Source organism: Mesorhizobium sp. CO1-1-7, assembly GCF_020164885.1.
GTDB classification, from domain to species: Bacteria; Pseudomonadota; Alphaproteobacteria; order Rhizobiales; family Rhizobiaceae; genus Mesorhizobium; species Mesorhizobium australicum.
The window spans coordinates 204,119-229,950 of record NZ_JAIUHA010000001.1 but is presented as its reverse complement, the minus strand read 5'-3'; the positions used below and the strand labels follow the sequence as shown (position 1 = coordinate 229,950).

Genomic DNA, 25,832 nt, shown 5'->3' with positions numbered 1-25,832 from the left:
CGTCTACTTCGGCTCGTCGGCGTCCGGTTCTTCCTCGTCGTCGCGGGCCGAGATGACATAGGCACCCTTCAGCCAGCGGTTGAGGTCGATGTCCTTGCAGCGCGTCGAGCAGAATGGATAGGTCTCGCGCGCCGATGGCTTGCCGCATTCCGGGCACGGGCGCTTGGGCCGCAGGGGCGTGACCTTGTCGTCGAGGCTCATGGTCGCGCAGACAACCAGTTTTGATGCGTCTTGAAACCTTCGCCCGACAGCAGCGCCACCGTCTCGTAGAGCGGCAGGCCGACAATGTTGGTGTAGGAGCCGACGAGCTTGACGACGAAGGCGCCGGCCAATCCTTGCACGGCATAGCCGCCGGCCTTTCCGCGCCATTCGCCGGACGCGACATAGGCGTCGATCTCCTCGCGCGGCAGCCGCTTGAAACGCACCCGCGTCTCGACCAGTCGCTGGCGCAGTTTGCCGCCCGGCGTGATCAGGCAGATGCCGGAATAGACCCGGTGCGAACGTCCGGACAACAGCCCGAGGCAGTTGGCGGCGTCATCCAGCGTCTCGGCCTTGGGCAGGATGCGCCGCCCGACGGCGACCACCGTGTCGGCCGCCAGCACGAAGCTCGGCGCATGGTCCGTCTCGGACTTCAGCGACGCGAACGCCTTCTCGGCCTTTTCCTTCGACAGCCGTTTGGCCAGCGAGCGCGGATGCTCGGCACGCAGCGGCGTTTCGTCGATATCGGCTGGCAGGATGCGGTCCGGCTCGATGCCGGCCTGCTGCAGGAGTTCGATGCGGCGCGGCGAACCCGAGGCAAGCACCAGCTTTTGCAAAATGCTCATCGCTTTACCGGCCGGGTCTTGATCTTACTTGAAGCGGTAGGTGATGCGGCCCTTGGTCAGGTCGTATGGCGTCATCTCGACCAGAACCTTGTCGCCGGTCAGCACGCGGATGCGGTTCTTGCGCATGCGGCCGGCGGTATGGGCGATGATCTCGTGTTCGTTTTCGAGCTTCACCCTGAACATCGCGTTGGGCAACAATTCCGTGACGATACCCGGAAACTCGAGGACTTCTTCCTTCGGCATTCGATACCTTTGCTTGGATGGCAGTTCCAGCGCCCCGGCTGGAATTTCGGCGGAACCTATATGATAATCTGTCGCTTGTGAACACGCTTAATCGCCAGGCCTCGGAACGGTGAACCGGCTGTAGATCCGGGCTTTCAGCCGCTCGCGCACGTCGCGATAGCTGGCCATGATGTGTTCGCGCGTGCCGCCGGCATCGGTCGGATCCGGCGTCGGCCAGTATTCCACCTCGACGGCAAGCGAGCGCGTGAGTTCGAGCGCGGCATGGTGGGCCTCCGGCGCCAGTGTCACGATCAGGTCGAAATAGTCGTCCTCGAGATCGTTCAGCGTCCTTGGATGACGCTCACCAAGCGACAGCCCGTCCTCGGCAAGCACGGCATCGACGAACGGGTCGCGCTCGCCGGCGCGCACGCCGGCCGAGGCGACGAAGACGGTGGCGGGCAGCATCCGGCGCGCCAGCTGCTCGGCCATCGGCGAGCGCACGGCATTCATGCCGCACAGGAACAGAACCGAGCGGGGCAGGGCGCCGGGGGCCAGGATCAGCCCCGCCAGTGCAGCACGCAGACCAGCGTGAACAGCCGTCGCGCCGTGTCGAAGTCGATGTCGATCTTGCCGGAGAGCCGATCCATCAGCGTCTGCGAGCCCTCATTGTGCAGGCCACGGCGGCCCATGTCGATCGCCTCGATATGGCTCGGCGTCGAGGAGCGGATGGCGTCGTAATAGCTCTCGCAGATCATGTAGTAATCCTTGACGATGCGCCTGAGCGGCGTCAGCGACAGGATGTGGGTGACGACGGCGGTGCCGTCCTCGCGTGCCACGGCAAAGACCAGGCGGGACTCGGCCAGCGACAGCTTCAGCCGGTAGGGACCCGCACCGCTGTCGTTGACAGGCTGAAAACTATTCTCCTCGATCAGGTCGAAGATCGCCACCGCCCGCTCATGCTCGACATCGGGCGTCGAACGGCCGATCGACTCATCGAGTTCGACATCGATCAGTTTTGCGCGGGTTTGACCGGAGCCCGTCATACTGGCCTACATGTTCAGCCGTATGGCGACAGAGCGGCCATGCGCGTCAAGCCCTTCCGCCTGCGCGAGTGCGATCGCCGCCGGTGCCAGCACGCGCAACTGCTCCGGTCCGAGTTTGAGGACCGAGGTGCGCTTGACGAAGTCGAGCACGGACAGGCCGGACGAGAAGCGCGCCGAGCGCGCCGTCGGCAGCACGTGGTTGGAGCCGCCGACATAGTCGCCGATGACCTCGGGCGTGTGGCGGCCGAGAAAAACCGCGCCCGCGTTGCGCATCTTCGCCAGGAAGCCTTCGGCATCCTCGATGGCCAGCTCGACATGTTCGGCGGCGATGCGGTCGACCAGCGGCAGCGCGGCCTCGACCGTCGGAACCACGATGACGGCGCCGAAATCGCGCCAGCTCTGGGCCGCCGTTTCCGCGCGCGGCAGGCTCCGCAGCTGGCGTTCGACCGCCCGTTCGACCGCCTTGCCGAATGCTGGGTCGTCGGTGATCAGGATCGACTGCGCCGACACGTCATGTTCGGCCTGGGCGAGCAGATCGGCGGCGATCCAGTCCGGATCGTTGTCGCTGTCCGCCACGACGAGCACTTCGGAAGGGCCGGCGATCATGTCGATGCCGACCGTGCCGAACACCTGCCGCTTGGCTGCGGCGACATAGGCATTGCCTGGACCGACGATCTTGGCGACGGGCTTTATCGTCTGCGTACCATAGGCAAGTGCCGCGATCGCTTGCGCGCCGCCGACGCGGTAGATTTCGGAGACGCCCGATATATCCGCCGCCACCAGCACCAGCGGGTTGACGACGCCGTGCGGTGCCGGCACGACCATGACGATGCGCTCGACGCCGGCTACCTTGGCCGGCACGGCGTTCATCAGCACCGAGCTCGGATAGCTTGCCGTGCCGCCCGGCACATAGAGCCCGACCGCTTCGACCGCCGTCCAACGCGAGCCGAGCTCGACGCCGACGGGATCCGTGTAGCGTTCGTCCTGGGGCTTTTGCCGCTCGTGATGGGACCGGATGCGGTCGCGTGCGAATTTCAGCGCCTCGACCGTGGCCGGATCGGCCTCGGCATAGGCGCCGGCGATGTCTTCCGCCGAGACGGCAATGCCGAGCTTGGCGAGGTCGCCTCCGCCGAATTTCCGCGTGTAGTCGATCAGTGCCGCATCGCCCTCGGCACGCACGCGCGCGATGATGTCTCGCACCACGGCGTCGACGTCGGCCGACACCTCGCGCTTGGTCGTGAGAAACGCGGCGAAACGCTGCTCGAAATCGGTGTCGGACTGGGCAAGCGTGATGGCCATCGTATGCTCAAGCCCTGTGGATGGGGCGCGACGTGGCTTCCCACGCACCGCCAATATCGGCAAGGCGGGCCTCGATGCATTCGACATCGAGCATGATCGTGCCGCCGCCCGAAAAGATCAGTTCGACGATGCCCGCGGGCTTGCTGATCTCGATAAAGCTGATCGCCAGCAAGGAAAGAATTTCGGCGGGCTTGTCGCGGGCGATGCCGTTGGTCTTGGCGCCCAGCACCCGGTCGAAATGCAGCACGGTCTGCCGTCGTTCGTTGTGCTGGCGAAACAGGCCGGATTTGGCCTCCCACACGAAACGGTTCATGGTCAGGACGAAGCGTTTGGCCTTGGGCAGGAATTCGAGGTCCGAGACCTTCATCACGGCGTCCTGGAGATGGGCCGAGACGATGCTCAGATCCTGGTCGTCGAGCGCGATAAGCTTGAGGGCGGTCATCCGGATTTTCGACCTACAGGTTGGTTTCAGCCTCTGTTAGGCGGTCTTTCCGGTCGGTGCAACCACCCCACGACGTCCGCCCGAGGCATTGCCTCGGGTTTGCGCTGCGGGCAGACGGGCGGCAGCGCTATGAGCCGCCCTTTGCCAGAAGCTGCTGCTGTCCGACCGTCAGGCGGAAATACGTTCGATCACCGCGCCGCAGTTGGACAGCTTTTCCTCCAGCCGCTCGAAACCGCGGTCGAGATGATAGACACGGTTGACCGTGGTTTCGCCTTCGGCCGCCAGGCCGGCGATGACCAGCGAGACGGAAGCGCGAAGGTCGGTCGCCATGACTGGCGCGCCCTTCAGCTTCGCCACGCCGTCGACGATCGCCGTCTGCCCCGAGAGCGTGATGTGGGCGCCGAGCCGAGCCAGTTCCTGGACGTGCATGAAGCGGTTTTCGAAGATCGTCTCGGTGATGCGCGATTTGCCCTTGGCCATGGTCATCAGGCCCATGAACTGCGCCTGCAGATCGGTCGGGAAGGCCGGGAAGGGGGCCGTCGTCACGTCGACGGGTGAAATGCCGGCGCCATTGCGCTTCACGCGGATGCCGGAATTGGTCTGGGTGATCTCCGCACCCGTCTGGGAAATCACGTCGAGCGCCGTCTGCAGCAGCTCCGGCCGTGCGCCTTCCAGCACGACGTCGCCGCCGGTCATCGCCACCGCCATGGCATAGGTGCCGGTCTCGATGCGGTCGGGGATGACACGCACGCGCGCGCCCGACAGGGCTTCGACGCCGTCGATGGTGATGGTCGGCGTGCCGGCGCCGGAAATCCTGGCGCCCATCGCGTTCAGGCATTCGGCGAGATTGACGATCTCCGGCTCGCAGGCGGCGTTTTCAAGCACCGTCTCGCCCTTGGCCAGCGACGCCGCCATCATCAGCACATGGGTGGCGCCGACCGAGACTTTCGGGAAGACATAGCGGTTGCCGACAAGGCGGCCGTTCCGGGTCTTGGCGATGACGTAGCCGGTATCGACATCAATGTCGGCGCCCAGCGCCTGCAGGCCTTCGAGGAACAGATCAACCGGGCGCGTGCCGATGGCGCAGCCGCCGGGCAGCGACACCTTGGCCTCGCCCATGCGGGCCAGCAGCGGGCCGATCACCCAGAACGAGGCGCGCATTTTCGACACCAGTTCGTAAGGCGCCGTCGTGTCGACGATGTTGCGGGCGGAGAAGTTGATGGTGCGCGAATAGCCCTCATTCTGCTTCTCACGGCGGCCATTGACCGAATAGTCGACGCCATGATTGCCGAGGATGCGGATCAACTGCTCGACATCGGCCAGATGCGGCACGTTTTCCAGTGTCAGCGTGTCGTCGGTCAGAAGCGAGGCGATCATCAGCGGCAGGGCGGCGTTTTTCGCGCCCGAGATCGGAATGCTTCCGGCAAGCTTGTTGCCGCCGACAATTCTGATGCGATCCATTGGAGACTGTCCCTCTCGGCCAGAAAAGGGCCGGTTCAATCGTTTGAGTATCGGCCCGTCTAGACCATTGACCAATTTGGTTCAAGAAATAGGATTTCGCCCACCCCGGCCTGAGAGTGGCCGATTTGAGTTAATCTTTCTTCATTTCCTTGGCCGCGCCGAGCCCGTCGGGCCGCTGGTCGGCCTCGCCTGTCCGGCGCGAGCGCGACTGCGCCTTGCGCTTCTGCAGGTTGGCCCGCAACTGCTCGGCGAGCCGGTTCTTGCGGGTTGTTCCGCTGTTCTTCGGTGGATTTGTCTTGTCGTTCATTGTCCCGCCACGGCTGGCGCCCGGCCAACCCGCTTTCAGCGATAGCCAACATTGTGGCGCCGCCATGTCAATAAAAGCTATCCGGCAAAACCATTCACAGAAGCGTTGTTCTTGGCCTTGCGCTTGCCGGTTCGATATGGCAGAAGCCCCGCCATCAGCGGCTGCGGTAGCTCAGTGGTAGAGCACTCCCTTGGTAAGGGAGAGGTCGAGAGTTCAATCCTCTCTCGCAGCACCAGACACCCTGCAAACAACGCCTGTGACACCGTCTTTCCGGCACGGACAGGCGATGAAGTCACGGCATGCGCTGGAATCCGTGGATTGCCCACGGCGTTTGTTTCCTTTGCGCTACCGGGATGATCTAGTGCCCGTTCCCATTCCGGGCATGGGTGCCGAGGCCATAATGCAGATATTCGAGGCCATCAAGAGCGATCTGTATCGCTATACGCGCAGCATCGACATCGTGACTTGTGCCGGCAGTACCTCCCGAATCGGGGCTTCAACTACATGGTCTGGCACCGGATCGCGCAGTCGGACAATTCCGTCGTGTGCCGGATAGCCCGTCTCTTCCTCTCGCTGAAGATGAGGAAATTCGGCATACAAATCCCCGTGGAGACCAGCATCGGCCATGGCTTCTACATAGGCCATGGCGGCCCGTGCGTGGTCCATCATACGGCAACGATCGGCAACAACTGCAACATATCCCAGTATGTGACGATCGGGGCGACGCTCGGCAAATCCGCGTCGATAGGGGACGAGGTCTATATCGGCCCAAACGTGTGCATCGTAGAGGAGGTCACGATCGGCAGCCGCTCGCTTATCGGCGCGGGCGCCGTTGTCACCAGGAATATTCCGGCGGGGAGCACCGCGGTCGGCGTCCCCGCGAGGCCGACCGACAAGGCGCGGCAGCACAATTTCATCACCAATCGATGGCTGCCGGCAATGTGAACAGGCCTATGGCGCTTGCCGGTGGCGTGCCCTCATCGGTCGAACGCATGCTCGGCATGACACGATTCGTTAACCAAGATGCTGTTCTTCGACATGACGGGTTGTCGGTCGGCTGCCTGTCCGGCTGCTCAAGTCATGGCCGGGGATAGTGCTGAACGAAAGCTCCTCATCTGAGCGAAGACGTCAAATCGCCTGACACAGGAACGATGTGCAAGGCATGAATGGGATTGAAAGCGAACAAAACCCGCTAGGCGCTTCCCGTCGTTGGACATGGTTGCCGGCCATTGCGATGGCGTTGCTTTGCATGTGTGTCACCGATGCGTTCGCCGAGACGCGCACCTTGCGGATTCAGCATCTCCATACGGGCGAGAAGGCCGAGATCGTCTTCAAGCGCGATGGGCGCTACGATCAGGCGGGCCTGAAGAAGATCAACTTCATGCTGCGCGACTGGCGCCGCAACGAGCCGACCAGGATGGACCCGCGCCTGCTCGACCTGGTCTGGCAGGCTTACCGCGCCAGCGGCTCGACGGCCTATATCCATGTGGTCAGCGCCTATCGCTCGCCGGCGACCAACGCCATGCTGCGCGGTCGTTCGAAGGGCGTGGCCCGCGAAAGCCAGCACATGGTTGGCCGCGCCATGGACTTCTTCCTGCCGGACGTACCGCTGAAGAAGTTGCGCGACATCGGCCTGAAGATGCAGGGCGGCGGCGTCGGCTATTATCCGACCTCCGGTTCGCCGTTCATTCATATGGATGTCGGCAATGTGCGGCATTGGCCTGGCATCAGCCGCCTGGAACTCGCCAGGGTCTTCCCGAACGGCAACACGCTGCATGTGCCGAGCGACGGCAAACCGTTGCCTGGCTACGAGCAGGCGTTTGCCGCCTACGAGTCACGCAAGGCCGCCGGCACGCCCAACATCGAACTGGCCAGCGCCGACCGCGGCCAACGCAGGCCAGCGCGCGGCCTGCTGGCGACGCTTTTGGGCGGGCGCGGCGCGGATGAAGCGGACGATGCCGCGGAAGCGGCGCCTGCGCCACGCAAGCCGACCAAGTCAGTTGAACCTAAAACGGCCGGTGATCCCAAGATGCCTGGCGACTCCAAGACGGCTGGCCAGGGCATTGCTATCGTGGCGCCGGAGGCAGCCCAGCGGGCGGACGTTCAGGTCGACCCCGCCGATCCGGCCGAAGAAACGTCTGCAAAGACGCCTGAAGCGATCGTCATGGCGATGCCGCCCGGCACGGTGCCGATACCCGCTTTCGCACCGCGCACCGGGTTCGCCGCCACCATTCCAACCCCGCAAGCCGTGCCGTTCGGCGTAGCCAGCAGCGCATCCACCGCGCGGGTTGAACCGGCGGCGACCGGTGCCGAAAATCCCGTGGCCAGGATGAATGCCGCCCCCGCGATTGCCGGTCCGGACATGCTGGCGCTCAACATCCCTGTCCCGACATGGCGACCGCAAGACCAGACGGGCCCCGCGCGTCAACCGGAGGCGGCCAAATCCGCCGATGCAATCGGTGCCTTGCTGGCCACGCATCACGTCGATGACAGCCTCGATTCGCTGGCTGGACAGCGGATTGCAGTCCCTGCATCGAAACCTGAAGATCGTGTCAGGACCAGCCCCAAGGCCGACCGTGTCCAGCCACGTCTCGATCCCGAAGCCACCGCCGTCATTCTGCCAGCGGCGCCGACCGGCCAATCGGTTGAGACCGGGCGCCGCATCACCGGAACCGGCTCGACAGCGGCGACCGTCATTGCCGCCAATTTCATCCGCACGGCGCCGGAGCAGGTCTATCTCGATGGCTTCCAGCCACGAGGACAGACGTCCGATCACCGCCGCTTCACCGGCTCCGCTGTGAAATTCCTGCCCATCGCCAGATTCAGATAGGTCGACGCGCAAGTCTGTAAGATATTTTCCAAATTTGACAATCTTGTATGAAATTGTAAGATAATCGTCTTTCCGTTGGCGAGAGGCGATGACCATGTCGATCCGCGAAGAGTTGGCCAACACCACCTTGGCTTTCACGTCGGCGGAAGAAAAGATCGTTCAGGTCCTGCTCGCCGATTATCCGATGTCGGGGCTGGGAACGGCGACCCGGCTGGCGCGACGCGCCGGAGTCAGCGACCCGAGCGTGACCCGCCTGATGACCAAGCTCGGATATGTCGGCTTTGCCGATTTCCAGGCGCGGCTGCTGACGGAAGTCGAATCAAGACTGCATTCGCCGTTGCTGATGATGGAGGCCAAGCGTCCCGGCGGCTCCAGCGAGGGCACGGCACTGGCCTACTTCCATTCGGTTTCCGACAGTCTGGAGCGCACGCGCACGGCGGTCCCCCTGCAGGCCTATACACGCGCTGTCAATTTGCTGCTCGAGACCAAGGGCCAGGTCGTCCTGCTGGGCGGCCGCTTCAGCCGCCACATCGCCTCCATGCTCGCCGGCTATCTCCTGCAGTTCCGCTCCGGCGTGCGCGACATCGGCTCGTTGAGCCCGGCGGATTTCGACTTGCTGATCGACCTCGGCAAGCGCGACCTTCTCGTCGTGTTCGACTATCGGCGCTACCAGTCGGACGTGGTTAGCTTTGCGCGGCAGGCGAAGGAACGCGGCGTCTCCCTCCTGCTGTTCACCGATGTATGGCTGTCGCCGATCGCTGACATCGCCGACCTGACGATGGTCGCGGCGATCGACGCCAACTCGCCCTTCGACACGCTGGCGACCGCCGTGGCCCAGATGGAGACCGTTTTCGCCCATGCGCTGGAAGGCCATGGCGCCGGGGTGCGCAAGCGCATCGAGGACATCGAGAAGATCCGCAGCGCCAATGCCGTCACTCTCGATGCCGCCTTGTCGCCGTCCGACAACGAAACCGCCAAACCAAGAACCACCAGGAAATAGCATCGATGCGCCCGGCGCGGCGGTGCGAGGAAGGAATAACCATGGCTGACGCCCAGACGATCATCGATGCCGTGCAGGCTGAAATCGAGAGAGACCGCGACTGGCTGATCGGGCTTGTCCGCGACATGGTCCGCATCCCTTCGGTCAATCCCAAATTCGAGGCCAATCCGGCGATCAACCGCGAGGCGGATGTCCAGGCTCTGCTGGAGCCGATCCTCAAGCACGATGGCTTCAAGACCGAACAGTGGGACGCCTTGCCCGGCCGGCCCAATCTGGTCGGCGAATGGGCTGGAAACGAGGAGCGCAGCCTGATCCTGTGTGGGCATATCGATGTCGTGCCGGTCGGCGAGATGAAGGACTGGTCGGTCGATCCGTTCGGCGGTGAGATCACGAATGGCCGGCTCTATGGCCGGGGTGCGGTCGACATGAAGGGCGGCGTCGCGGCTTGCGTCGCCGCCGCGCACGCGATCCGCAAGGCGGGCATCACACTGCAAGGCCGGTTGGCCGTCCACTCCGTCGTCGACGAGGAGGCCGGTGGCTTCGGCGCCATGGATGCGGTCAAGAAGGGCAAAATCGCCAAGGCGGTGCTTGTCGCCGAGCCGACCTGGGGCGATGTCCTCCCGGTCGAGGGCGGGCTCGAATGGGCGCGGGTGACGATCCGTGGCCGCAACGCGCATTCGGCGCTGCGTTACAACGAAATCTACCCGCAACGGCACGACAAGGACCGGCTGAAGCCGGGTGTCAACGCCATCGAGATCGCGGCGCGGTTCATTGCCGCCGTCCGCCAATACGAGCTCGACCGGACACGGGCAAAGTCCCATCCGCTGCTGCCGGTCGGCATGAACACGATCAACATCGGTGTCATGCATGGCGGAACGGGCCTTGGCGAACACGGCCTGCCGACGGTGATGACCAACCCGGCCATCATCCCCGATGTTGCCGTGCTCGATCTCGACATGAAGTTTCTGCCGGATGAGAATTCAGCCGAATACCGCCGCGACTTCGAAGCGTTCGTCCATCATTTCGCGCAAACCGACGCCTGGTTGCGCGACAACCCGCCTGCCATCCAGTGGGAGCTCGGCGGGCTGCATTTCCCGCCGATGAACACGCCGGTCGACCATCCGTTGGTGACGTCGCTGATGAAACGCAAGGCGGCGATCGGCAAGGCGCCTCAGACAAGCGGCTTCGTCGCCGTGTGTGATGCAGCGCACTATGCTGGCGCCGGTGTCGACGGTGTCATTTTCGGTCCGTCGGGCGACGGCTTCCATGGCGCCAACGAATATGTCGAAGTGGAATCGGTGGTCGAGACCGCCAAGGTGATCGCGGCATCCGTCATCGACTGGTGCGGCGTGCGCTGAGAAGCTTGCTTTTCAGGTGGTCACGCCGGGCGGTTGATCCGCCCGGCGACGGCACCCCAAGCCGCTTTGATCATGCCGGCCAGTCCGCTGGGATAGGCCAGCATCACGCCGATGATCAGAACCGCCGTGATCATTGGGCGCCATGCGCCGAAATCAGCCATCCACTCGGCGAAAACCGTCAGCACGAAAGAGGCGACGATGGCGCCGTAGATGGTGCTGGTGCCGCCCAGCAGCACCATCGACAGGATGATGGTCGCCAGGCTCATGCCGAACACGTCGATCGAGGCGTTGCGCTGGTAGGCGGCATAGAAGGCCCCGGCGATGCCGGTAAAGAAGGCGCTTGCCGCAAGCGTCAGCATGCGCTGGCGCACGATCGAGACACCGCGGCTGACGGCGTATTCCTCATTGTCGCGCAGCGCCACGATGCTGGCGCCGGCGCGCGAGCGCACGAACACACGCAGGAACAGCGTGCTCGCCACCAGCAGCGCCAGCGCGATATAGAAATAGGCGAATTTGGCGTCGCGGACCATATTGTGGTCGAACCAGTAGAGGCCGGGGATACGCACGATCCCTTGCGTGCCGCCGGTGATGTCGGACTGGCTGAGGATCACTTGCATGACCAATTGCGCGAAGCCGAAGGTGACCAGGATGATATAGATGCCCTTCAGGCGCAGGATCGGGATGGTCACCACGATCGCGGCAAGCGTGGCGATGATGCCGCTGGCAAACAGCGCGATCCACGGATCGAGCCCGGCCAGCTTGGTCAGCAGGCTGTAGGCGTAGACGCCGATGCCGAAGAGCGCCAGATGACCGAAATTGAAGACGCCGCCATAGCCGAGGCTGAGGTCCCAATTCGACGCCACGATGGCGTAGATAAAGGCCATGATCAGGATGTGGCGGGCATAGGTGTCGCCGAAGACGAGCGGCAGCAGCGCCAGCACGGCCAAGCCGAGCACGAATCCGATGGCTTCGTGCTTCCACGGCGTGCGGCCAGGTGCGATCGGGGTTGCCGCCGCTGTCCGGATCTGGGTGATCGGCGAGGTCGTGTCGGTCATGCGAGGCCTCGCGAGCGGCTGGCGAAAATGCCCTCGGGACGTACCATCAGGGTCAGGATCAGCACGCCGAACAGCAATGCCGGCGTCCAGTAGAGGCCGAAATAATAGCTGCAGGCGGCCTCGAAAAAGCCGATCAGATAGGCGGCGAAGATCGGTCCCGATATGCTCGATATGCCGCCGAAGACGACGACGATCAGCGCCTTGAGCAGCGGGTCTGAGCCCATCACGGGCGACATGAAGCGATAGCCGCCCATGAAGATGCCGGCGAGCCCCGCCAGCGAAGCGGCGATGGCGAAGGCCAGCCCGTAGAGCGCGGTGACATTCAGGCCGACCAGATGGCTGGCGTCCTCGTTCTGCGCGACCGCACGCAATGCCAGCCCGAGGCGCGAACGGTTGAGGAACATCCACAACGCCGCCAGGATCAGCGGCGTGATGACGATGATGGCGATCTGGTGCAGCGAAACGCCGACGCCGCCGATGGTGGCGTTGCCGTCCACCAGCGCCGGGATCTGCTTGGAGCGCGGCCCCCAGATGGTGAGCGCTCCGTTCTCGATCAGCGATCCGGCGGCAAGCGTGGTGATGACGACGACCAGCACGATGTTGGGCCGGCCGATCAGCGGCCGCACGACGCTTGCCTGCAGGATCCAGCCGGCGCCGGCCATGACGACCACGGCGATGGGAAAGGCCACCCCCGCCGGCAGGCCGAGTTCCACCAATTGCCAGGCGACATAGGCGCCCAGCATCATGAACACGCCATGGCTGAAGTTGAACACGCCGATCGTCGTCCAGACCAAAGCGAGCCCGACCGCCATCATGGCGTAGAGCGAACCTTGGAACAGGCCGCCGAACAGGATTTCCGCCAATGCGCTCATACCAGATTCCTAGTGGCCAAAATACATCGACATGATCTCGCCGTGGTCGAGGCTCTCGCCCGGCTTGATCTCGGTCGCCACCGCGCCGTGGTTGACGAGGTAGAGTTGCTGCGTCAGTTCCAGCAGGAACTCGATATCCTGCTCGACGACGATCAGCGGCACCCCGCCGCGCGAAATGTCCATGACGGAGGCGCAGAGTTCGTCCTTGATCTTGGGCGCCAGCCCAAGCGTCGGCTCGTCGAGGATCAGGAGGCGCGGATGGCTCATCAGCGCCGTGCCGATCGACACCATCTGGCGCTCGCCGCCCGACAGCGTGCGCACGCGCTGGCGCCAGCGTTCCGCCAGTTTCGGGAACAGTTTGATCACCTTCTCGCGGTTCTCCGCCTCATGCGGACGGGCGCGCGGCGAATAGGCGCCAAGCGCCATGCAGTCGGCGATGGAGAGGTCGGGAAACAGCCGGTTGCCTTGCGGCACGTGGATCAGGCCGGCGCTGACGATGGCGCGGGCGCTGAGGCCTGCTATGTCTTGCCCGTCGAACTGGATGCGGCCGTTCTTCGGCCGCAGCAGGCCGGAGACGGTGCGCAACAGGGTCGTCTTGCCATGGCCGTTGGGTCCGAACAGGCCGACATTGCCGAAGCGGCCAGCTTCCAGCGAAATGTCGTGCAGCACGGTGACGCGGCCATAGCCGGCGGTGACGCTTTCGACGGTGAGGATGGGAGTCACGCCACCGCCCTCCGGGTTCCGAGATAGGCCTCGATGACGCGCTGGTCGGCGATCACGCTTGCCGGCTCGCCAGCGGCGAGCACGCGGCCATTGTTAAGCACCAGCAGATGCTGCGACAGGCTCATCAGGAAGGTCAGCACATGCTCGATCAGGAGGATGGTGATGCCGCGTTCGGCGGTGCGGCGGATCAAACCGATCGACGTCTCGATCTCGGGCTTGGTCAAGCTCGATGCCGGTTCGTCGAGCAACAGCATACGTGGCTGCATGGCGATCGCGGTGGCAAGCATCAGGCATTTGCGCTCGAAGACGGAAAGCTCGCCGGCCAGCCGCCCGAAGGACACTGAACCCAAGCCGACAAACTCCAGTGCCTCTGCGGCCGCCTCGCGGGCGGCTGCCGCTGCAGCTTTCTCCTTTCTGCCGTAGCTGGCGCCGATCAGCGCGTTCTCGAATACGGTCAGGCCGTCGAAGCTGGTTTCGCGCTGAAAGGTGCGGGCAAGGCCGAGGCGCGCGATGGCATGTCCAGACTTGCCGTTGATCGCGGTCCCGTCAAAGCGGATGTGGCCTCTGTCCGGCCCGAACGGGATGCCGGTGATGATGTTGAACAGCGTGCTCTTGCCGCTGCCGTTCGGGCCGGCGATGCCAAAGATCTCGCCGGCCTCGACCTTGAACGACACGCCATCGACGGCCTTCAGCGAACCGAAGGCCTTCGATACGTCGTCCAGTTCAAGCAGGGCCATGCCTCACTGCATCCAGGGCTGCGGCTTGAAGGCACCGGTGGCGTATTTTTCCGGCGAGATCAGCGTGCGCTGGCCGTCCCAGATCTGAAAGAAGGTGATCGGGATATAGTCGTCGCCCTGCGTGGCGAGATGCGTGGCGGAATCGAATTTCAGCCGGCCCTCGGCGACCTGCTTGTCGGTCTCCGACAGCGCCTTCATGATCGCGGCGTGGTCGGATGCGCCGCCGACTTTCTTGACCGCGTCGAAATAGACGTTGGTCATTTCATAGAGGCCGACGCCATAGGTGCCGCTCTCGACGCCATATTTGGCCTTGAACTTGGCCGCCACCTCATCGGCGCGCGGGTTCTTCGGCGTCGTCAGCGCCCCGCCGAGGAGATTGTAGATGACGCCATTCGACTTCTTGCCGGTGAGTTCGACGAATTCCGGAACACTCGGCGCATATTGCAGGAAGACAAGGCTCTTGGTCGGCTGTTCGAGGAACTGGTTCAGGAAAGACGCCGAATTGCCCGGCAGATAATCGGTGTTGATGACGACATCGGGAACATTCTCGCGCACCTTGGCCAGGATCGAACGCCAGTCGGTGACTTCGCCGAAGGGCACGATCTCATCGACGCTGATAGTCCAGCCCTTCTCCTTGAAAGTCTTCTTCATGCCCTCCGAGATGGTCTTCGAATAGGCGTTGTCGGAGGAGATGATGGCGACCTTCTTGGTCGGCAATGTGATCTTGCCGTCGGCCGCGAGTTTCTCGACGAACAAGGTGACGTCGGTGTTGTAGGCGTCGAAGGACGGCGTTAGCGACCAACAGCACATGTACTTGTCTGGACTCGGCGCGATGATGTCCCTGGTCTGCTGCGAGGTGGCCGCCAGCATGTAGGGCATCTCGGCCTCGGCCATGTTGTCGATCTCGAAATTCGTCAGGCTGGCGTAGCCGGTGAGCATGAATTGCACGCCGGGATCGCCAAGCAGGCGCTCGACCGCGCTGGTGACGTTGCCGGCGGACTGATCCTTGACGTCGCCGACCACCAGTTCGAATGTGCTACCGGCAACGCCGCCGGCGGCATTCGCCTCATCGATTGCCATCTGCACGCCGCGCTGGAATTCCTGGCCGTCCGCCGCGGCAGGGCCCGTGATCGGCGCCAGCAGGCCGATCTTGACGACATCGGCGAAAGCGGGGGCGCTTGCCGTGGCAAACGCCGCGATCAGGGCCGTGGTCATCAGCATATGGCGGAGTCTGTTGCCTGCGAATTTGGATTTCATCGTGCCGTTCCCTGTTCTCCTCCCGTTCATCGGGAGTTGGATAATTGACAATCTACGCACAATTGATGTTATTTGAAAAGGATTTTTCAACGGCACGAGACCGGGAAAATGTTATGGCAGGGCTAGGGGAGGCGGCGGCGCTTTGTTGTGCAACTGCTTCGAAACAGAGCGATTCCAGACGGAGCCAAAGATGACGATCGCGCAGAAGACCCTTGAAACCAGTCACGGCAGGATCGCCGTTCGCGAGACCGGCGGCAAAGGCACCGCCGTCCTGCTGATTCATGGCAATTCGTCTTCCGGTGCCGTTTTCCGCAACCAGCTCGAGAGCCCGCTGGGCGAGCGCTACCACATGATCGCCCCCGATCTGCCGGGCCACGGCGCTTCCGGCAATGCGATCGATCCGGACCGCTCCTACAGTATGGAAGGCTATGCCGATGCGATGACCGAAGTGCTCGGCCTGCTCGGTATCGACAAGGGCATCGTCTTCGGCTGGTCGCTCGGCGGTCATATCGGGCTGGAGATGATCGACCGTTATCCTGGCCTGCTTGGCCTGATGATATCGGGCAGTCCGCCGGTAGCGCCCGAGGAGGTCGGCAACGGCTTCAAGTCGAGTCCGCATATGCACCTTGCCGGACAAGAGGCCTTCACCGCCGCTGATGTCGAGGCCTATGCGCGCAGCACTTGCGGGGAACCGTTCGAACCGTTCCTCCTCGACACGGTGGCGCGCACCGACGGGCGGGCGCGGCGCCTGATGTTCGAGAAATTCGCCGCCGGCACAGGCCGCAACCAGCGCGAGATCGTCGCCGGCAAGACGCCTCCGATCGCCGTTCTCAATGGCATCGACGAGCCTTTCGTGAACACCGATTTTGTCTCAGCGGTCAAGTTCTCCAACCTGTGGGAAGGCAAGGCGCATCTGCTCGACAAATCGGGCCATGCGCCGTTCTGGGATTCTCCCGACCGCTTCAACCCGATCTTCGCCCGCTTCCTGGAAAGCGTGGATCAGGCATAGACTCGCCGCAAGGCCACCGACCAGCCGCCATCGACCGGAATGGGTCCAGCTCTGCTGGCCTCATTGCACTGACAGGAGGAGGGCGGCCGCGACCGGGCCGTTGGCAAGGCATGCGTGTCCGGCTATGACGGCAAAGTTGCGAAGAGCAGTCAGCTTTTCCGTTGGAGTGCGACATGACCGTATTTACACGCCGCGGACTGCTGAAAACTGCCGCCGTTGCCGGTGCGAGCGGGCTCGGGCTTGCCGCCATGGGCAGGATTGGCGGCTGGGCGGCGTCCGCGCCTGAGCCGGTGGTGCTGCGGACGGCGAAAATCCAGGCGAAGCTGATGGATGTCGGCCAGACCAACAATGTGCTGACTTACGGCAAAGCGGGAATGCCGCCGGTGCTCAGGATGAAAAAAGGCGAACCCTTTGCCGCGCGCCTCGACAATGCCATCGACGATCCGACGACCATCCACTGGCACGGTATTCGCCTGCCGAACAAGATGGATGGCGTGCCCTTCCTGGTGCAGCCTTACGTCTACACCGGCGATCATTTCGACTATGCCTTCACGCCGCCCGATGCCGGCACCTTCTGGTATCACCCGCACTGCAACACGCTGGAGCAGATGGGGCACGGCCTGACCGGCGTGATCGTGGTTGAAAACCCGAACGATCCGAAATTCGACGCCGAGTTTGTCCTCAACCTGCGCGACTGGCGCCTTGGCGACGACGGCCAGTTCATCGACCAGTTCCGGCCGCGCGATGCGGCGAGAACCGGCACCTACGGCACGGTGCGTACGGCCAACTGGCTCGATCAGCCGCAATACGACGCGCCTGCCGGCGGGCTGGTGCGGCTGCGCATCGCCATTACCGATGTCACCCGCATCTATGCCTTTCGCGTCGACGGCGCCGAAGCGATGGTGATGGCGCTGGACGGCAATCCGGTGCCGGAGCGCTTTGCGCCCGATGCCTTGCTGCTTGGACCGGGGCAGCGCATGGAACTCGCCATCCGCATGCCCGACGATGAGGGCGCGATCGTCAGCCTGCGGGACGTCAGGGGCACCAAGCCCAAGGTGCTGGCGACGCTGCGCGCGACGGGCAACTCGCTCAAGCGGGACGTTCGCGACGTTGCGCCGCTGGAAGTGAATCCGGTGGCGGAAGTGGATCTCGGCTCGGCCCAGCATATCTCCCTGTCGCTCAGCGCCACGGCGGAGAACGTCCCGAGCGACAGCATCTGCGGTTCGCTCGGCTACAGTTTCTGGGCGATCAACAAGGTGCCGTGGCCGGGCGATACGCCCGATCCAACCGCGCCGCTCGCCGAGCTGAAGCTCGGCAGGAGCTATGTCATCGACATGGAGAACCTGACGCCGCAATCGCATCCGATGCATTTGCACGGCATGAGCTTCAAGGTTTTGTCATCCTCGACGCGGCCGGTGCGGCCGTTGATTTCAGACACCTATCTCATCCAGCCCAACGAGAAGGTGAGCCTTGGCTTCGTCGCCGACAATCCCGGCGACTGGCTGCTGCATTGCCACATCATCGAGCACCAGAAATCGGGCATGACGAGTTACGTCAGGGTGGTCTGAGCCAAGCCCACCGAAAGCCGCATTGTCCGCGACCTACTTGCGCAGTTGCGCCTCGATCTCGTCGAGCACCTTGTCCTTGCCGATGCCGGTGAGGAAGGCGAGGCCCTTGATGACCGGCTTGGTCACCGAAGCCGAGATCGGCGTGGTGGCGACGATGAAGTCGACGCTATCGGCGAGCCTCGGCACTTCGGTTGCCTTGGCCTGCTGCGCGTTGAAGGTAAGGCCGCGCATCTTCATCGCCTCGGTAACGGCGACGTTGACCGCCGTCGAGGTGGCGATGCCGGTGCCGCAGGCAAAGAGAATTGTCTTCTGTCTGGCCATCTTTGCTTTCCCTTGATTAGCAGCCGAGCACGGTGCGCACGTCGTCAAGCGTCCTGGCCGACCTCAAGCCGTCCAATGCATCTGGATTCTGGATCGTTGCCATGACGGACTGCAGCGCTTCAATCTGCTTGTCCTTGTCATTGATGGCAAGCAGGAAGACGAAACCCACCGGCAGCTTCTCGTCGGGGTCTTCCATATTGGCGAAGATCACCGGCTTTCTCAGCGTGCCCATTGCGATGCCGGGCTTCAGCACATGCTCGGGATCGGTGTGGGGCACCGCGACATTGTCGGCGCGTTCCAGCGGCAATCCTGTCGGGATGGTCATTTCGCGGCGCACGACCGCGTCGGCATAGGAGCTCTTGACATAGCCAAGGGCCTCGAGCCGTCCCGCCAGGACGCGGATGATCTCCTCATTGGTCGACGCGTCCGACCCGAGCACGATCGCTTCGGGATCCAGAAGCTGCATGAGGGCGTCGGACATTTCTTGCTCCGTCGATAAATCGTGCGCCCGGCGAAGGCGCACGATCGTTTCAGATGAAGGCACGCTTGCGTTCAGGCCGTGCCTTCGGCCGGCTCGTCCTCGGCGCCCGCCGCCCGTTCCCAGCCGAGCGGATTGCGGCGATAGAGCACGAACAGCGCCGCGATGACCACGGCGATCACGATGATGCCGATGAGCCCAAGTCCCTGGATCGCCTCGATGATCACATAGGGCACCCACAGGAAGCCGTCGACCACCGAGGTGATCTGCAAAGCATCCGCCGGCAGTTTGAAGCCCGACGCGACGGCCGCACTGGTGAACAGCGGCGCCAGGGCGTTGGCGACATAGAAGCCGATCGCCAAGGTCACCGTGCCGATCACCACCATGCGGAACACATTGCCCTTGACCAGCGGCGCGGTCATGGCGACGATGAACGGGATGACCGCCAGATCGGCGAACAGGATGACGCGGTTGCCTGGCAGGATCACCGACAGGATGATCGCGATCGGCACCAGGATCAGCGACGACGAGATCGCGGCGGGATGGCCGATCAGGATCGCCGAATCGAGGCCGACGAGAAGCTCGCGATCGCCGGTGCGCTTGCGCACGAACTCCTGCGCCGCGTCGGAAACCGGGATCAGGCCCTCCATCAGGATCTTCACCATGCGCGGCAGCAGCAGCATAACCGCGGCAAGTGTCATTCCGGTGCCCAGCACCTTGGCCAGCACCGTGCCGGGATCGCCGGCATTGTAGAAGGCGATGGCGCCGAGCACGAGGCCGATGATCAGGCCGAGCACGACCGGTTCGCCGAACACGCCGAAGCGGCGCTCGATGGTTTCGGTGTTGATGTTGATGCGGTTGATGCCGGGAATGCGGTCCATGATCCAGTTCAGGATGATGGCGATCGGCAGGATTTGCGCCGAGGCGAGATGCGGCACCGAAATGCCGGGAACGCCGTAGAATTGCTGCACCGCGCGCGCCGACCAATCGGCGAACAGCAGCGACAGCGCCGCAACCAGGGCCGCGATGGCAATGCCGTAGGCCAGATTGTCGGTGGCGGCGACGACGAGCGAGCCGACGAAGGCGAAATGCCAGAAATTCCAGACGTCGACATTGAGCGTGCGCGTCATGCGCGTCAGCAACAGCACGATGTTGACCAGGATGCCGACCGGGATGACCCAAAGCCCGACCGAGGAGCCAAAGGCGATGGCGGCCGCCGAGGGCCAGCCGACGTCGATAATGTCGCGATGAATGCCGGTGTTGGTGACGATGGCCTTGGCGACGTCGCCGATCGACGTGAACATCAGGCCAAGCACAAGGTTGATACCGATGAAGGCGACCCCGATGGTGACGGCGGCGCGAAAGGCCTTGCTGACCTTGGCGCCCAAAACCACGGCAATGATGAAAATGACGATCGGCAGCAGGATTGTCGCGCCGAGCGTGTCGATGGCCCCCTTGAGGCCAGCGAGTAGAGTATCCATTCTTCCTCCCCTGGAGCCCCGAGCCTAAAGCTTCGCGGTGCTCCTTTCTCTCAGCCTCTGCCGCCACCTTAGCGCAAAGGCACTCCCCAGATGCCGCGAGACGAGTGCCCCTCCGAGCGGTTGTCTCGATGAACATTTGCCTTTGTTGGCAAACGAATGTTTTATTGAGACTGTTCGCAACAATGTCAATTGGCAAGCCTTTGGGCCAATCGGCCAAGGCGACGACGCTTGTCACGGGTCATTTTCGTTGGAAATCGCCGGTCGCGAGCGGTTTTGTTGGCACAGGGGAATGGTCCCTGCTAATTCGCGTCCAGACCAAGAAGCTGTGGACATCCCGCATGACCAATGTCGCCTTGACCGGGCTTGCCCGCGATCTCGCCAGACGTGCCGCCGAGGGCCGCCCGGTGCGCATCGGCATCATCGGCTCCGGCGAAATGGGCACTGACCTCGTCACGCAAGGCATGCTGATGCCCGGCATTGCGGTTTGCGCCGTCTCGACCCGGCGCCCGCACACCGCGCGTGACGCCATCCGCATCGCCTACGGTGACGAGGCGATGGCGGTCGAAGCCGACACCGCGTCGAAAGTCACCGCGGCGATCGAGGTTGGAAAAATAGCCATCACCTCGAACGAGATGCTGGTCACCAACCCACTGATCGATGTCGTCATCGACGCCACCGGCAAGCCGGGCGTCGCCGCCGATTTCGACCTGATGGCGATGGAGCACGGCAAGCACCTGGTGATGATGAATGTCGAGGCCGACGTCACCATCGGCTGTTACCTCAAGCAGCAGGCCGACCGGCTTGGCGTGGTTTATTCGGTCGGCGCCGGCGACGAGCCGTCGAGCTGCATGGAACTGATCGAGTTCGCGTCCGCACTCGGCCTTACCATCGTCTCGGCTGGCAAGGGCAAGAACAACCCGCTCAACCACGATGCCGTGCCTGACGACTATCGCGAGGAAGCGACCCGCCGCAACATGAACCCGCGCATGCTGGTCGAGTTCGTCGACGGCTCCAAGACCATGGTCGAGATGTGCGCCATCGCCAACGCCACCGGGCTGGTGCCTGACGTGCCCGGCATGCATGGTCCCAAGGCCGACCGCGATGACCTCGTCAAGGTGCTGATCCCGCGCGAGGATGGTGGCCTCCTGCTGAAAAAAGGCGTCGTCGACTACACCATCGGCAAGGGTGTGGCGCCCGGTGTCTTCGTCATCGTCGAGGCGACGCATCCGCGCATCATCGAACGCATGGACGACCTGCATATCGGCCGCGGTCCCTACTACAGCCTGTTCCGGCCCTACCATCTGACCTCACTGGAGGTGCCGCTGACCGCCGCTCGCATCATGCTGTTCGGCAAGCCCGACATGGTGCCGCTGCCGCGGCCGGTTGCCGAGGTCTGCGCCGTCGCCAAGCGCGATCTCGCCGCCGGCGAGACCTTCGATGCGATCGGCGAGACTTGCTATCGCTCCTGGACCATGACCGTCGGCGACGCGCGTTCCCAGCGCGCCGTGCCGGTCGGCCTGCTTGAGGGCGGCAAGGTGCTGAAGCCGGTCAGGAAAGGTGCACTGCTGACCACCGACAATGCAGCGTCAGACCGGACGACCAGTCTGTTCGCGCTGCGCCGCCTGCAGGACGAGATGCTGTACGGAAACAAGCCCGTTGTGGCGCTGTCATGACAGATGCGCTATATTGTAATGGCAGATGACGCCGAGGATCGACCAATGAACCTCCAGATCAGGGACCCGCGTGCACGTGAACTGGCACAGCGGCTCGCCGCCAAACGCAAGATTTCGATGACCGAGGCGGTGATCGAAGCTCTTGAGTCCGAACTGAAACGGGAAAGTGGACGCGCTCCGTTGGCGCAGCGGCTGGCTGCCATCGCCGATGAACTCAAAGCCAGAGCTGGCCAGGGCGGCCGGCCCGTACACAAGGATGAGATCGATGAGATGTGGGGCCACTCCTGATGTTTGTCGACACCTCGGTGGTCGTCGCAATTCTTTCGGGAGAAGGAGATGCTGGCGAGTGGAGCAACCGCATCGCGGTAGCACCTCGCAGGATTACTTCCGCGCTGGTGGTGCTCGAAGCGGCTATGCGGCTTTCAACTATGCTGGCCGTCGAGCCGCTCGTCGCTGAAGTGGCGATAGAGGCTTTTCTGCGCGAGGCCGAAATCGAAATCGTTCCCATCGACGCCGGCGACGCCAAGCTCGCGGTCCAAGCTTTTTCAGACTATGGAAAAGGACGCGGGCATCCCGCCCAACTCAACCTGGCCGATTGCCTGTCCTATGCTTGCGCAAAGGGCCGCGGCTCTGCTCTGCTCTACAAAGGCAACGACTTCTCGCATACCGATCTGGCCTAGGGAGTCTGCTCTATTTCCCTAGTTCGATCGACCGCAGCCGCGCCGCTTCCACCGCTTGCGTAAGGAGATTGGTCAACCGGTCATCGCCCATCAGCACGCCAAGCGCCGCCGCCGTTGTGCCGTTGGGGCTGGTCACCTGCTTGCGCAGCATAGCCGGGTCCTCGCGGCTTTCGGCGGCGAGCGAGGCCGCGCCGTAGACGGTCTGCATGGCGAGCAGCCTGGCGGTCGCCGCCGGCAGGCCGGCCTTCTCTGCGGCCACCGTCAGCGCTTCGATGAAATGGAAGATATAGGCCGGACCCGATCCGGACACGGCGGTCACCGCATCCATAAGGCCCTCATCGTCGATAGTGGCCACTTCGCCGCTGGCCGACAGAAGGTCGGCGACGAAGCGCTTGGCGTCGGCGGAAACCAAGGGATTGGAAAACACCACCATCATGCCCTTGCCGATGGCCGCCGGCGTGTTGGGCATGCACCGCACAACGGGGGCGCGGTTGCCGAGGATGTCCTCGAAGGTGGCGGACGGCGTGCCGGCGGCAATGCTGACGAAAGTGGTGCGTCCATCGCCGAAGCGCTTGTACGCGGCGGTGACGTCGCGGATCACCTGAGGTTTCACCGCGATGACGACCAGATCGGGCACGGCATCCGCCGGAATGGCCCCGGCATCCGCTGCCGAGCCGCAGCCAAGCGCCACTGCGCGATCGCGCAGCTCGGCATTGGGCTCGACCACTAAAACCGCCGAGGGTGCAAGCTTGCCGGACTTCAGCCAGCCCGAGAGCATGGCGTAACCCATATTGCCGCAACCGGCGAGAACAAGCCTGATCGTCATCGAGAGCCCTCCGAGGAAAGGCCATGACATAGACGCTCGCGGGTCGGTGGGGAAGCCCTCTCAGGACCGCTGAACAGGCGTGCGCACCGCGATCGGCCGCAACGACACTTGCCTGAGGCCCAGCACGCCGAGCACGAAGAACAGCCAGACCGGATCACCGCGATGGAAGAAGAAGCTCTCGAGAAAGGCGTTGAGTGCGGTGAACAGCACCACCATCATGAAGAAATCGCCGAGATAGATGTTCTCCTTGCGCGGCGGAATGCGCATATAGTCGCGCAATGGTGCGATGAGGAAGGTGTAGACCGCCACGCAAAGGGCAGGGATGCCCATCAGCACCGCGATGTCGAGATAGCCGTCATGGCCGTGCACGATGGTCCTGATGTCCCACGGGCGATCGAAGGGTTGGTCCTGGTTGAGCAGCAGCGGCGTGCCCCAGAAGCTCTCATAACCGTAGCCGGTCCACGGCTTCTTCGCCAGCATCGAGCCGGCGAACTCCCACAGTGTCGTCCGGCCGGTATAGGTGAGGTCGGGGAAGTAGATGGCCGCCAGATGCTTCACCGGCGGCAGGAAGACGATGCCCAGCGTGCCGACCGCCGTGGCGATGATCGCCAGCATGAACAGGATCGGCGTACCGAGCCGCATGCCCATCAGACTCGGAAACATCACGATCAGGATCGAGAACGGCACCAGCCCGGCGGTGGTCTTGGAGCCGGTGTGCAGCATGAAGATCATCGCCGCGCAGAAGATACCCGCGCCCCACCAGCGCTGGCCGCGTCGGTAGAGATAAAGCCCGGCGAAGCTGAAGCAGGCCATGATCGGGCCGGCGATGTTCTTGTGGGTGAACACCCCGCGCCACAGGCCGGCATGTTCGGGCTCCTGCGAGTCAGCCGTGTGCATCGCCTCGTGCGGAAAGACGATCAGGCCGAGATAGGACAGGCCCATGACCACAACCGCGGTGAAGATGATGACCCTGGAGAAGGACTCGGCGTCGCGGGGTAGCGCCAGAATCGTCGCCATCGTCAGGATGCCGATCATGGTGAAGGACGCCGCGCGCATTGCCGAGGGCGGATCGGTCGCCAGCACCACCGACAGGAAGAAGAAGCCCAGCATCAGTATCCAGGACGGGCTGAGCAGCGAGCGCACGACGCGCGGATCGGCGAAGGCCATCAGCGCGAAGATCGAAATCCCGCCGAGCGAGCCGAAGCCGAGCTGATTGACGATGTCGCCCCCTTCGCCGGTGAGTTCGGCGCCGGCCGGCTGGAACGGGCGGAAGGACACCATGATGACGGTGAACAGCAGCGCGGCGATCGCGGTCGCCACGCCACCGCGCGTGAACGCGGCGCTGAGCGGCGCGCGCTCAGTTCTTCTCAGGCTGGCGGTATTGCTCATTGGCATATCCGAATTCGGCCAGCACGCGGCCCAGCGCCACATGGACGGGGTAGATGGCGGCCGCCGGGGATCCCGTGCGCGCCAGCCGCATGATGCCGCGAAGCGGCGAGGCGGCAAGCAGCGCCAGGCTCCTGGCGAATACCTTGGCGCCGGCGAACGGCATGCCGGCGCGCCTCTTCTTTTCCACCAGTGTCGAGATGACACCGTTGCGTAGGCTGCGGGCGCGGATCCAGTCGGTCTCGACGCGCCGGGCCGGAACGGTCTCCCGCACCTTGGCTTCGGCGCACCAGCCCAGCACGAAGCCGCGTTGCGCCGACCGGCTGAGAAAGTCGGAATCGCCGCCGCCCATGAAATTGAATCTGAGATCGAGGAAGGGCGGCCCCATCGCGGTCAGCACGTTGCGCCCGACCAGAAGATTGCCGGACGAATAGAGCGCGGGCACCCGTCCCGTCTCCCGGTAGGGGGGTGCGAAGACGGGATGCTCGGCCCATTTGGCATGGGCAGGATCGGCAAAAACGGGCACCTGCGGGCCGCCGACGATGTCGGCGGCGAGCGTTTCGGCGGCGTGGCACATCCGCTCCAGCCATTGCGGATCGGCGGTCTCGTCATCGTCGATGACCAGAAGATGCTTGAAGTTCGGGAACTGCAGGATCGCCGTCTGCCAGCCGGCATTGTAGGCGCTGCAATTGCCGCGCTCATGCGCGATGATGACCATGCCCGGTATCTCGCCGCGCTCGAACAGCGGCAGCACCGCCTTGGCGCCCTCCCGCGCCTCGGCCTCGTTTTCGATGAGGATGACGGCAAAGCGCCTGTCGGTTTGCTGCGCGCGAAGCGACGCCAGTGTCTCCAGCACTTGCTGCTGCCGCTTGAACGTCGGCAAGGTGACGATCGCTTCGACGGCCTCCACGTCGAGCAGGCGAGACCGTCCCGCGATCGATACCGAACCGTCCAATGGCAAAGGGATCATCCGTGTCCAG

At 63.7% G+C, this 25,832-nt stretch carries 29 protein-coding genes and 1 tRNA gene; 10 read left to right on the top strand and 20 right to left on the bottom strand.

All coding sequences use genetic code 11. The features are described from left to right. Positions 1–3: 3 nt before the first annotated feature. From yacG to LB516_RS01010, 9 genes are all read right to left on the bottom strand, one after another. Positions 4–201 carry a DNA gyrase inhibitor YacG gene (gene yacG, locus LB516_RS01050; protein ID WP_023772777.1) on the bottom strand — a complete coding sequence of 66 codons (198 nt, stop codon included), beginning with the start codon at positions 199–201 and terminating at the stop codon, positions 4–6. Next, positions 198–824 (bottom strand): Maf-like protein, encoded by a 627-nt coding sequence (locus tag LB516_RS01045; protein WP_015316264.1) that lies wholly within the window; start codon positions 822–824, stop codon positions 198–200. Before LB516_RS01045 ends, yacG begins: the two co-directional genes overlap by 4 nt. Positions 825–848: 24 nt before the next feature. Then, on the bottom strand, positions 849–1,067 hold the full coding sequence (gene infA / locus LB516_RS01040) for a translation initiation factor IF-1 (protein WP_006329283.1): 219 nt from the start codon (positions 1,065–1,067) through the stop codon (positions 849–851). Positions 1,068–1,154: 87 nt separating this feature from the next. Further along, positions 1,155–1,616, bottom strand: a complete 462-nt coding sequence (locus LB516_RS01035; RefSeq protein WP_140614683.1) for a low molecular weight phosphatase family protein — start codon at positions 1,614–1,616, stop codon at positions 1,155–1,157. Beyond that, positions 1,604–2,089 carry a UPF0262 family protein gene (locus tag LB516_RS01030; protein WP_015316266.1) on the bottom strand — a complete coding sequence of 162 codons (486 nt, stop codon included), beginning with the start codon at positions 2,087–2,089 and terminating at the stop codon, positions 1,604–1,606. Before LB516_RS01030 ends, LB516_RS01035 begins: the two co-directional genes overlap by 13 nt. A 6-nt stretch (positions 2,090–2,095) precedes the next feature. After that, the gene (gene hisD / locus LB516_RS01025; protein ID WP_224718754.1) at positions 2,096–3,388 is read right to left on the bottom strand and encodes a histidinol dehydrogenase; all 1,293 of its coding nucleotides are present in this window, start codon (positions 3,386–3,388) and stop codon (positions 2,096–2,098) included. 7 nt (positions 3,389–3,395) lie between these two features. Further along, complete coding sequence (locus LB516_RS01020) at positions 3,396–3,830, bottom strand: DUF2948 family protein (protein WP_224718753.1); 435 nt, start codon at positions 3,828–3,830, stop codon at positions 3,396–3,398. 168 nt (positions 3,831–3,998) lie between these two features. Further along, positions 3,999–5,291, bottom strand: coding sequence for a UDP-N-acetylglucosamine 1-carboxyvinyltransferase (murA, locus tag LB516_RS01015; RefSeq protein ID WP_015316269.1), 1,293 nt, complete (start codon positions 5,289–5,291; stop codon positions 3,999–4,001). A gap of 130 nt (positions 5,292–5,421) precedes the next feature. Continuing rightward, positions 5,422–5,598 (bottom strand): hypothetical protein, encoded by a 177-nt coding sequence (locus tag LB516_RS01010; protein WP_015316270.1) that lies wholly within the window; start codon positions 5,596–5,598, stop codon positions 5,422–5,424. A 160-nt stretch (positions 5,599–5,758) separates the two neighbouring features. On the opposite strand from LB516_RS01010, the gene LB516_RS01005 reads away from it, so the two are divergent. From LB516_RS01005 to LB516_RS00985, 5 genes are all read left to right on the top strand, one after another. Beyond that, positions 5,759–5,833: transfer RNA gene (locus LB516_RS01005), tRNA-Thr, on the top strand. Positions 5,834–6,102: 269 nt separating this feature from the next. Continuing rightward, positions 6,103–6,543, top strand: coding sequence for a serine O-acetyltransferase (locus LB516_RS01000; RefSeq protein ID WP_224718752.1), 441 nt, complete (start codon positions 6,103–6,105; stop codon positions 6,541–6,543). 217 nt (positions 6,544–6,760) lie between these two features. After that, positions 6,761–8,428, top strand: coding sequence for a DUF882 domain-containing protein (locus LB516_RS00995; RefSeq protein ID WP_224718751.1), 1,668 nt, complete (start codon positions 6,761–6,763; stop codon positions 8,426–8,428). A gap of 94 nt (positions 8,429–8,522) precedes the next feature. Beyond that, entirely contained in the window at positions 8,523–9,428 is a 906-nt protein-coding gene (locus tag LB516_RS00990) for a MurR/RpiR family transcriptional regulator (protein WP_224718750.1), read from the top strand. 41 nt (positions 9,429–9,469) lie between these two features. Further along, positions 9,470–10,786, top strand: coding sequence for a M20 family metallopeptidase (locus tag LB516_RS00985; protein WP_224718749.1), 1,317 nt, complete (start codon positions 9,470–9,472; stop codon positions 10,784–10,786). A 20-nt stretch (positions 10,787–10,806) separates the two neighbouring features. Here the strand turns inward: LB516_RS00985 and LB516_RS00980 are convergent, their stop codons facing one another. Genes LB516_RS00980 through LB516_RS00960 form a run of 5 tightly spaced genes read right to left on the bottom strand, consistent with a single transcriptional unit; the run spans position 10,807 to position 15,430 of the window. Further along, positions 10,807–11,841 carry a branched-chain amino acid ABC transporter permease gene (locus LB516_RS00980; protein ID WP_015316274.1) on the bottom strand — a complete coding sequence of 345 codons (1,035 nt, stop codon included), beginning with the start codon at positions 11,839–11,841 and terminating at the stop codon, positions 10,807–10,809. Next, complete coding sequence (locus LB516_RS00975) at positions 11,838–12,713, bottom strand: branched-chain amino acid ABC transporter permease (RefSeq protein WP_224718748.1); 876 nt, start codon at positions 12,711–12,713, stop codon at positions 11,838–11,840. Before LB516_RS00975 ends, LB516_RS00980 begins: the two co-directional genes overlap by 4 nt. Positions 12,714–12,722: 9 nt before the next feature. Then, positions 12,723–13,436, bottom strand: coding sequence for an ABC transporter ATP-binding protein (locus LB516_RS00970; RefSeq protein ID WP_015316276.1), 714 nt, complete (start codon positions 13,434–13,436; stop codon positions 12,723–12,725). Beyond that, positions 13,433–14,173 (bottom strand): ABC transporter ATP-binding protein, encoded by a 741-nt coding sequence (locus LB516_RS00965; protein WP_140614675.1) that lies wholly within the window; start codon positions 14,171–14,173, stop codon positions 13,433–13,435. Before LB516_RS00965 ends, LB516_RS00970 begins: the two co-directional genes overlap by 4 nt. A gap of 3 nt (positions 14,174–14,176) precedes the next feature. Continuing rightward, complete coding sequence (locus LB516_RS00960; RefSeq protein WP_224718747.1) at positions 14,177–15,430, bottom strand: ABC transporter substrate-binding protein; 1,254 nt, start codon at positions 15,428–15,430, stop codon at positions 14,177–14,179. 190 nt (positions 15,431–15,620) lie between these two features. Between LB516_RS00960 and LB516_RS00955 the strand changes: the two genes are divergently transcribed. Both LB516_RS00955 and LB516_RS00950 read left to right on the top strand, forming a co-directional pair. After that, entirely contained in the window at positions 15,621–16,439 is an 819-nt protein-coding gene (locus tag LB516_RS00955) for an alpha/beta fold hydrolase (RefSeq protein WP_224718746.1), read from the top strand. A gap of 173 nt (positions 16,440–16,612) precedes the next feature. Then, complete coding sequence (locus tag LB516_RS00950; protein ID WP_224643012.1) at positions 16,613–18,007, top strand: multicopper oxidase family protein; 1,395 nt, start codon at positions 16,613–16,615, stop codon at positions 18,005–18,007. 33 nt (positions 18,008–18,040) lie between these two features. Here LB516_RS00950 and LB516_RS00945 read toward each other — a convergent pair whose 3' ends face one another. The 3 genes from LB516_RS00945 to LB516_RS00935 form a co-directional block, all read right to left on the bottom strand. Beyond that, positions 18,041–18,328 carry a PTS sugar transporter subunit IIB gene (locus LB516_RS00945; RefSeq protein WP_140790452.1) on the bottom strand — a complete coding sequence of 96 codons (288 nt, stop codon included), beginning with the start codon at positions 18,326–18,328 and terminating at the stop codon, positions 18,041–18,043. A gap of 16 nt (positions 18,329–18,344) precedes the next feature. Then, a complete protein-coding gene (locus LB516_RS00940) occupies positions 18,345–18,809 on the bottom strand; it encodes a PTS sugar transporter subunit IIA (RefSeq protein WP_140725834.1) in 465 nt (154 codons plus the stop codon). Positions 18,810–18,880: 71 nt separating this feature from the next. Then, on the bottom strand, positions 18,881–20,287 hold the full coding sequence (locus LB516_RS00935) for a PTS galactitol transporter subunit IIC (protein ID WP_015316283.1): 1,407 nt from the start codon (positions 20,285–20,287) through the stop codon (positions 18,881–18,883). A 338-nt stretch (positions 20,288–20,625) separates the two neighbouring features. Between LB516_RS00935 and LB516_RS00930 the strand changes: the two genes are divergently transcribed. The 3 genes from LB516_RS00930 to LB516_RS00920 are packed head-to-tail and all read left to right on the top strand — an operon-like array spanning position 20,626 to position 22,640. Next, positions 20,626–21,960, top strand: coding sequence for an NAD(P)H-dependent oxidoreductase (locus LB516_RS00930; protein WP_224718745.1), 1,335 nt, complete (start codon positions 20,626–20,628; stop codon positions 21,958–21,960). Positions 21,961–22,005: 45 nt separating this feature from the next. Then, positions 22,006–22,248 (top strand): type II toxin-antitoxin system VapB family antitoxin, encoded by a 243-nt coding sequence (locus LB516_RS00925; RefSeq protein WP_015316285.1) that lies wholly within the window; start codon positions 22,006–22,008, stop codon positions 22,246–22,248. Then, a complete protein-coding gene (locus LB516_RS00920) occupies positions 22,248–22,640 on the top strand; it encodes a type II toxin-antitoxin system VapC family toxin (protein WP_015316286.1) in 393 nt (130 codons plus the stop codon). The genes LB516_RS00925 and LB516_RS00920 overlap by 1 nt, the downstream gene beginning before the upstream one ends. A gap of 10 nt (positions 22,641–22,650) precedes the next feature. On the opposite strand, the gene proC is transcribed toward LB516_RS00920, so the two are convergent. From proC to LB516_RS00905, 3 genes are read right to left on the bottom strand one after another with little or no spacing between them, the layout of a single operon-like run. Further along, complete coding sequence (gene proC, locus LB516_RS00915) at positions 22,651–23,466, bottom strand: pyrroline-5-carboxylate reductase (RefSeq protein ID WP_015316287.1); 816 nt, start codon at positions 23,464–23,466, stop codon at positions 22,651–22,653. A gap of 60 nt (positions 23,467–23,526) precedes the next feature. Next, positions 23,527–24,855 carry an O-antigen ligase family protein gene (locus LB516_RS00910; protein WP_140660781.1) on the bottom strand — a complete coding sequence of 443 codons (1,329 nt, stop codon included), beginning with the start codon at positions 24,853–24,855 and terminating at the stop codon, positions 23,527–23,529. Continuing rightward, complete coding sequence (locus tag LB516_RS00905; RefSeq protein ID WP_224718744.1) at positions 24,824–25,822, bottom strand: glycosyltransferase family 2 protein; 999 nt, start codon at positions 25,820–25,822, stop codon at positions 24,824–24,826. Before LB516_RS00905 ends, LB516_RS00910 begins: the two co-directional genes overlap by 32 nt. Positions 25,823–25,832: the final 10 nt, after the last annotated feature.

Coding starts and splice junctions, on each gene's coding strand:
- LB516_RS00925 (WP_015316285.1), top strand. CDS start 22,006: ATGAACCTCCAGATCAGGGACCCGCGTGCACGTGAACTGGCACAGCGG.
- LB516_RS00965 (WP_140614675.1), bottom strand. CDS start 14,173: ATGGCCCTGCTTGAACTGGACGACGTATCGAAGGCCTTCGGTTCGCTG.
- LB516_RS00985 (WP_224718749.1), top strand. CDS start 9,470: ATGGCTGACGCCCAGACGATCATCGATGCCGTGCAGGCTGAAATCGAG.
- murA (WP_015316269.1), bottom strand. CDS start 5,291: ATGGATCGCATCAGAATTGTCGGCGGCAACAAGCTTGCCGGAAGCATT.
- LB516_RS00940 (WP_140725834.1), bottom strand. CDS start 18,809: ATGTCCGACGCCCTCATGCAGCTTCTGGATCCCGAAGCGATCGTGCTC.
- yacG (WP_023772777.1), bottom strand. CDS start 201: ATGAGCCTCGACGACAAGGTCACGCCCCTGCGGCCCAAGCGCCCGTGC.
- LB516_RS00920 (WP_015316286.1), top strand. CDS start 22,248: ATGTTTGTCGACACCTCGGTGGTCGTCGCAATTCTTTCGGGAGAAGGA.
- LB516_RS00995 (WP_224718751.1), top strand. CDS start 6,761: ATGAATGGGATTGAAAGCGAACAAAACCCGCTAGGCGCTTCCCGTCGT.
- LB516_RS00980 (WP_015316274.1), bottom strand. CDS start 11,841: ATGACCGACACGACCTCGCCGATCACCCAGATCCGGACAGCGGCGGCA.
- LB516_RS00960 (WP_224718747.1), bottom strand. CDS start 15,430: ATGAAATCCAAATTCGCAGGCAACAGACTCCGCCATATGCTGATGACC.
- LB516_RS00905 (WP_224718744.1), bottom strand. CDS start 25,822: ATGATCCCTTTGCCATTGGACGGTTCGGTATCGATCGCGGGACGGTCT.
- LB516_RS01020 (WP_224718753.1), bottom strand. CDS start 3,830: ATGACCGCCCTCAAGCTTATCGCGCTCGACGACCAGGATCTGAGCATC.
- LB516_RS00990 (WP_224718750.1), top strand. CDS start 8,523: ATGTCGATCCGCGAAGAGTTGGCCAACACCACCTTGGCTTTCACGTCG.
- LB516_RS00945 (WP_140790452.1), bottom strand. CDS start 18,328: ATGGCCAGACAGAAGACAATTCTCTTTGCCTGCGGCACCGGCATCGCC.
- LB516_RS01045 (WP_015316264.1), bottom strand. CDS start 824: ATGAGCATTTTGCAAAAGCTGGTGCTTGCCTCGGGTTCGCCGCGCCGC.
- LB516_RS01030 (WP_015316266.1), bottom strand. CDS start 2,089: ATGACGGGCTCCGGTCAAACCCGCGCAAAACTGATCGATGTCGAACTC.
- LB516_RS00950 (WP_224643012.1), top strand. CDS start 16,613: ATGACCGTATTTACACGCCGCGGACTGCTGAAAACTGCCGCCGTTGCC.
- LB516_RS00910 (WP_140660781.1), bottom strand. CDS start 24,855: ATGAGCAATACCGCCAGCCTGAGAAGAACTGAGCGCGCGCCGCTCAGC.
- LB516_RS00955 (WP_224718746.1), top strand. CDS start 15,621: ATGACGATCGCGCAGAAGACCCTTGAAACCAGTCACGGCAGGATCGCC.
- proC (WP_015316287.1), bottom strand. CDS start 23,466: ATGACGATCAGGCTTGTTCTCGCCGGTTGCGGCAATATGGGTTACGCC.
- hisD (WP_224718754.1), bottom strand. CDS start 3,388: ATGGCCATCACGCTTGCCCAGTCCGACACCGATTTCGAGCAGCGTTTC.
- LB516_RS00930 (WP_224718745.1), top strand. CDS start 20,626: ATGACCAATGTCGCCTTGACCGGGCTTGCCCGCGATCTCGCCAGACGT.
- LB516_RS01000 (WP_224718752.1), top strand. CDS start 6,103: ATGGTCTGGCACCGGATCGCGCAGTCGGACAATTCCGTCGTGTGCCGG.
- LB516_RS00935 (WP_015316283.1), bottom strand. CDS start 20,287: ATGGATACTCTACTCGCTGGCCTCAAGGGGGCCATCGACACGCTCGGC.
- infA (WP_006329283.1), bottom strand. CDS start 1,067: ATGCCGAAGGAAGAAGTCCTCGAGTTTCCGGGTATCGTCACGGAATTG.
- LB516_RS01010 (WP_015316270.1), bottom strand. CDS start 5,598: ATGAACGACAAGACAAATCCACCGAAGAACAGCGGAACAACCCGCAAG.
- LB516_RS00975 (WP_224718748.1), bottom strand. CDS start 12,713: ATGAGCGCATTGGCGGAAATCCTGTTCGGCGGCCTGTTCCAAGGTTCG.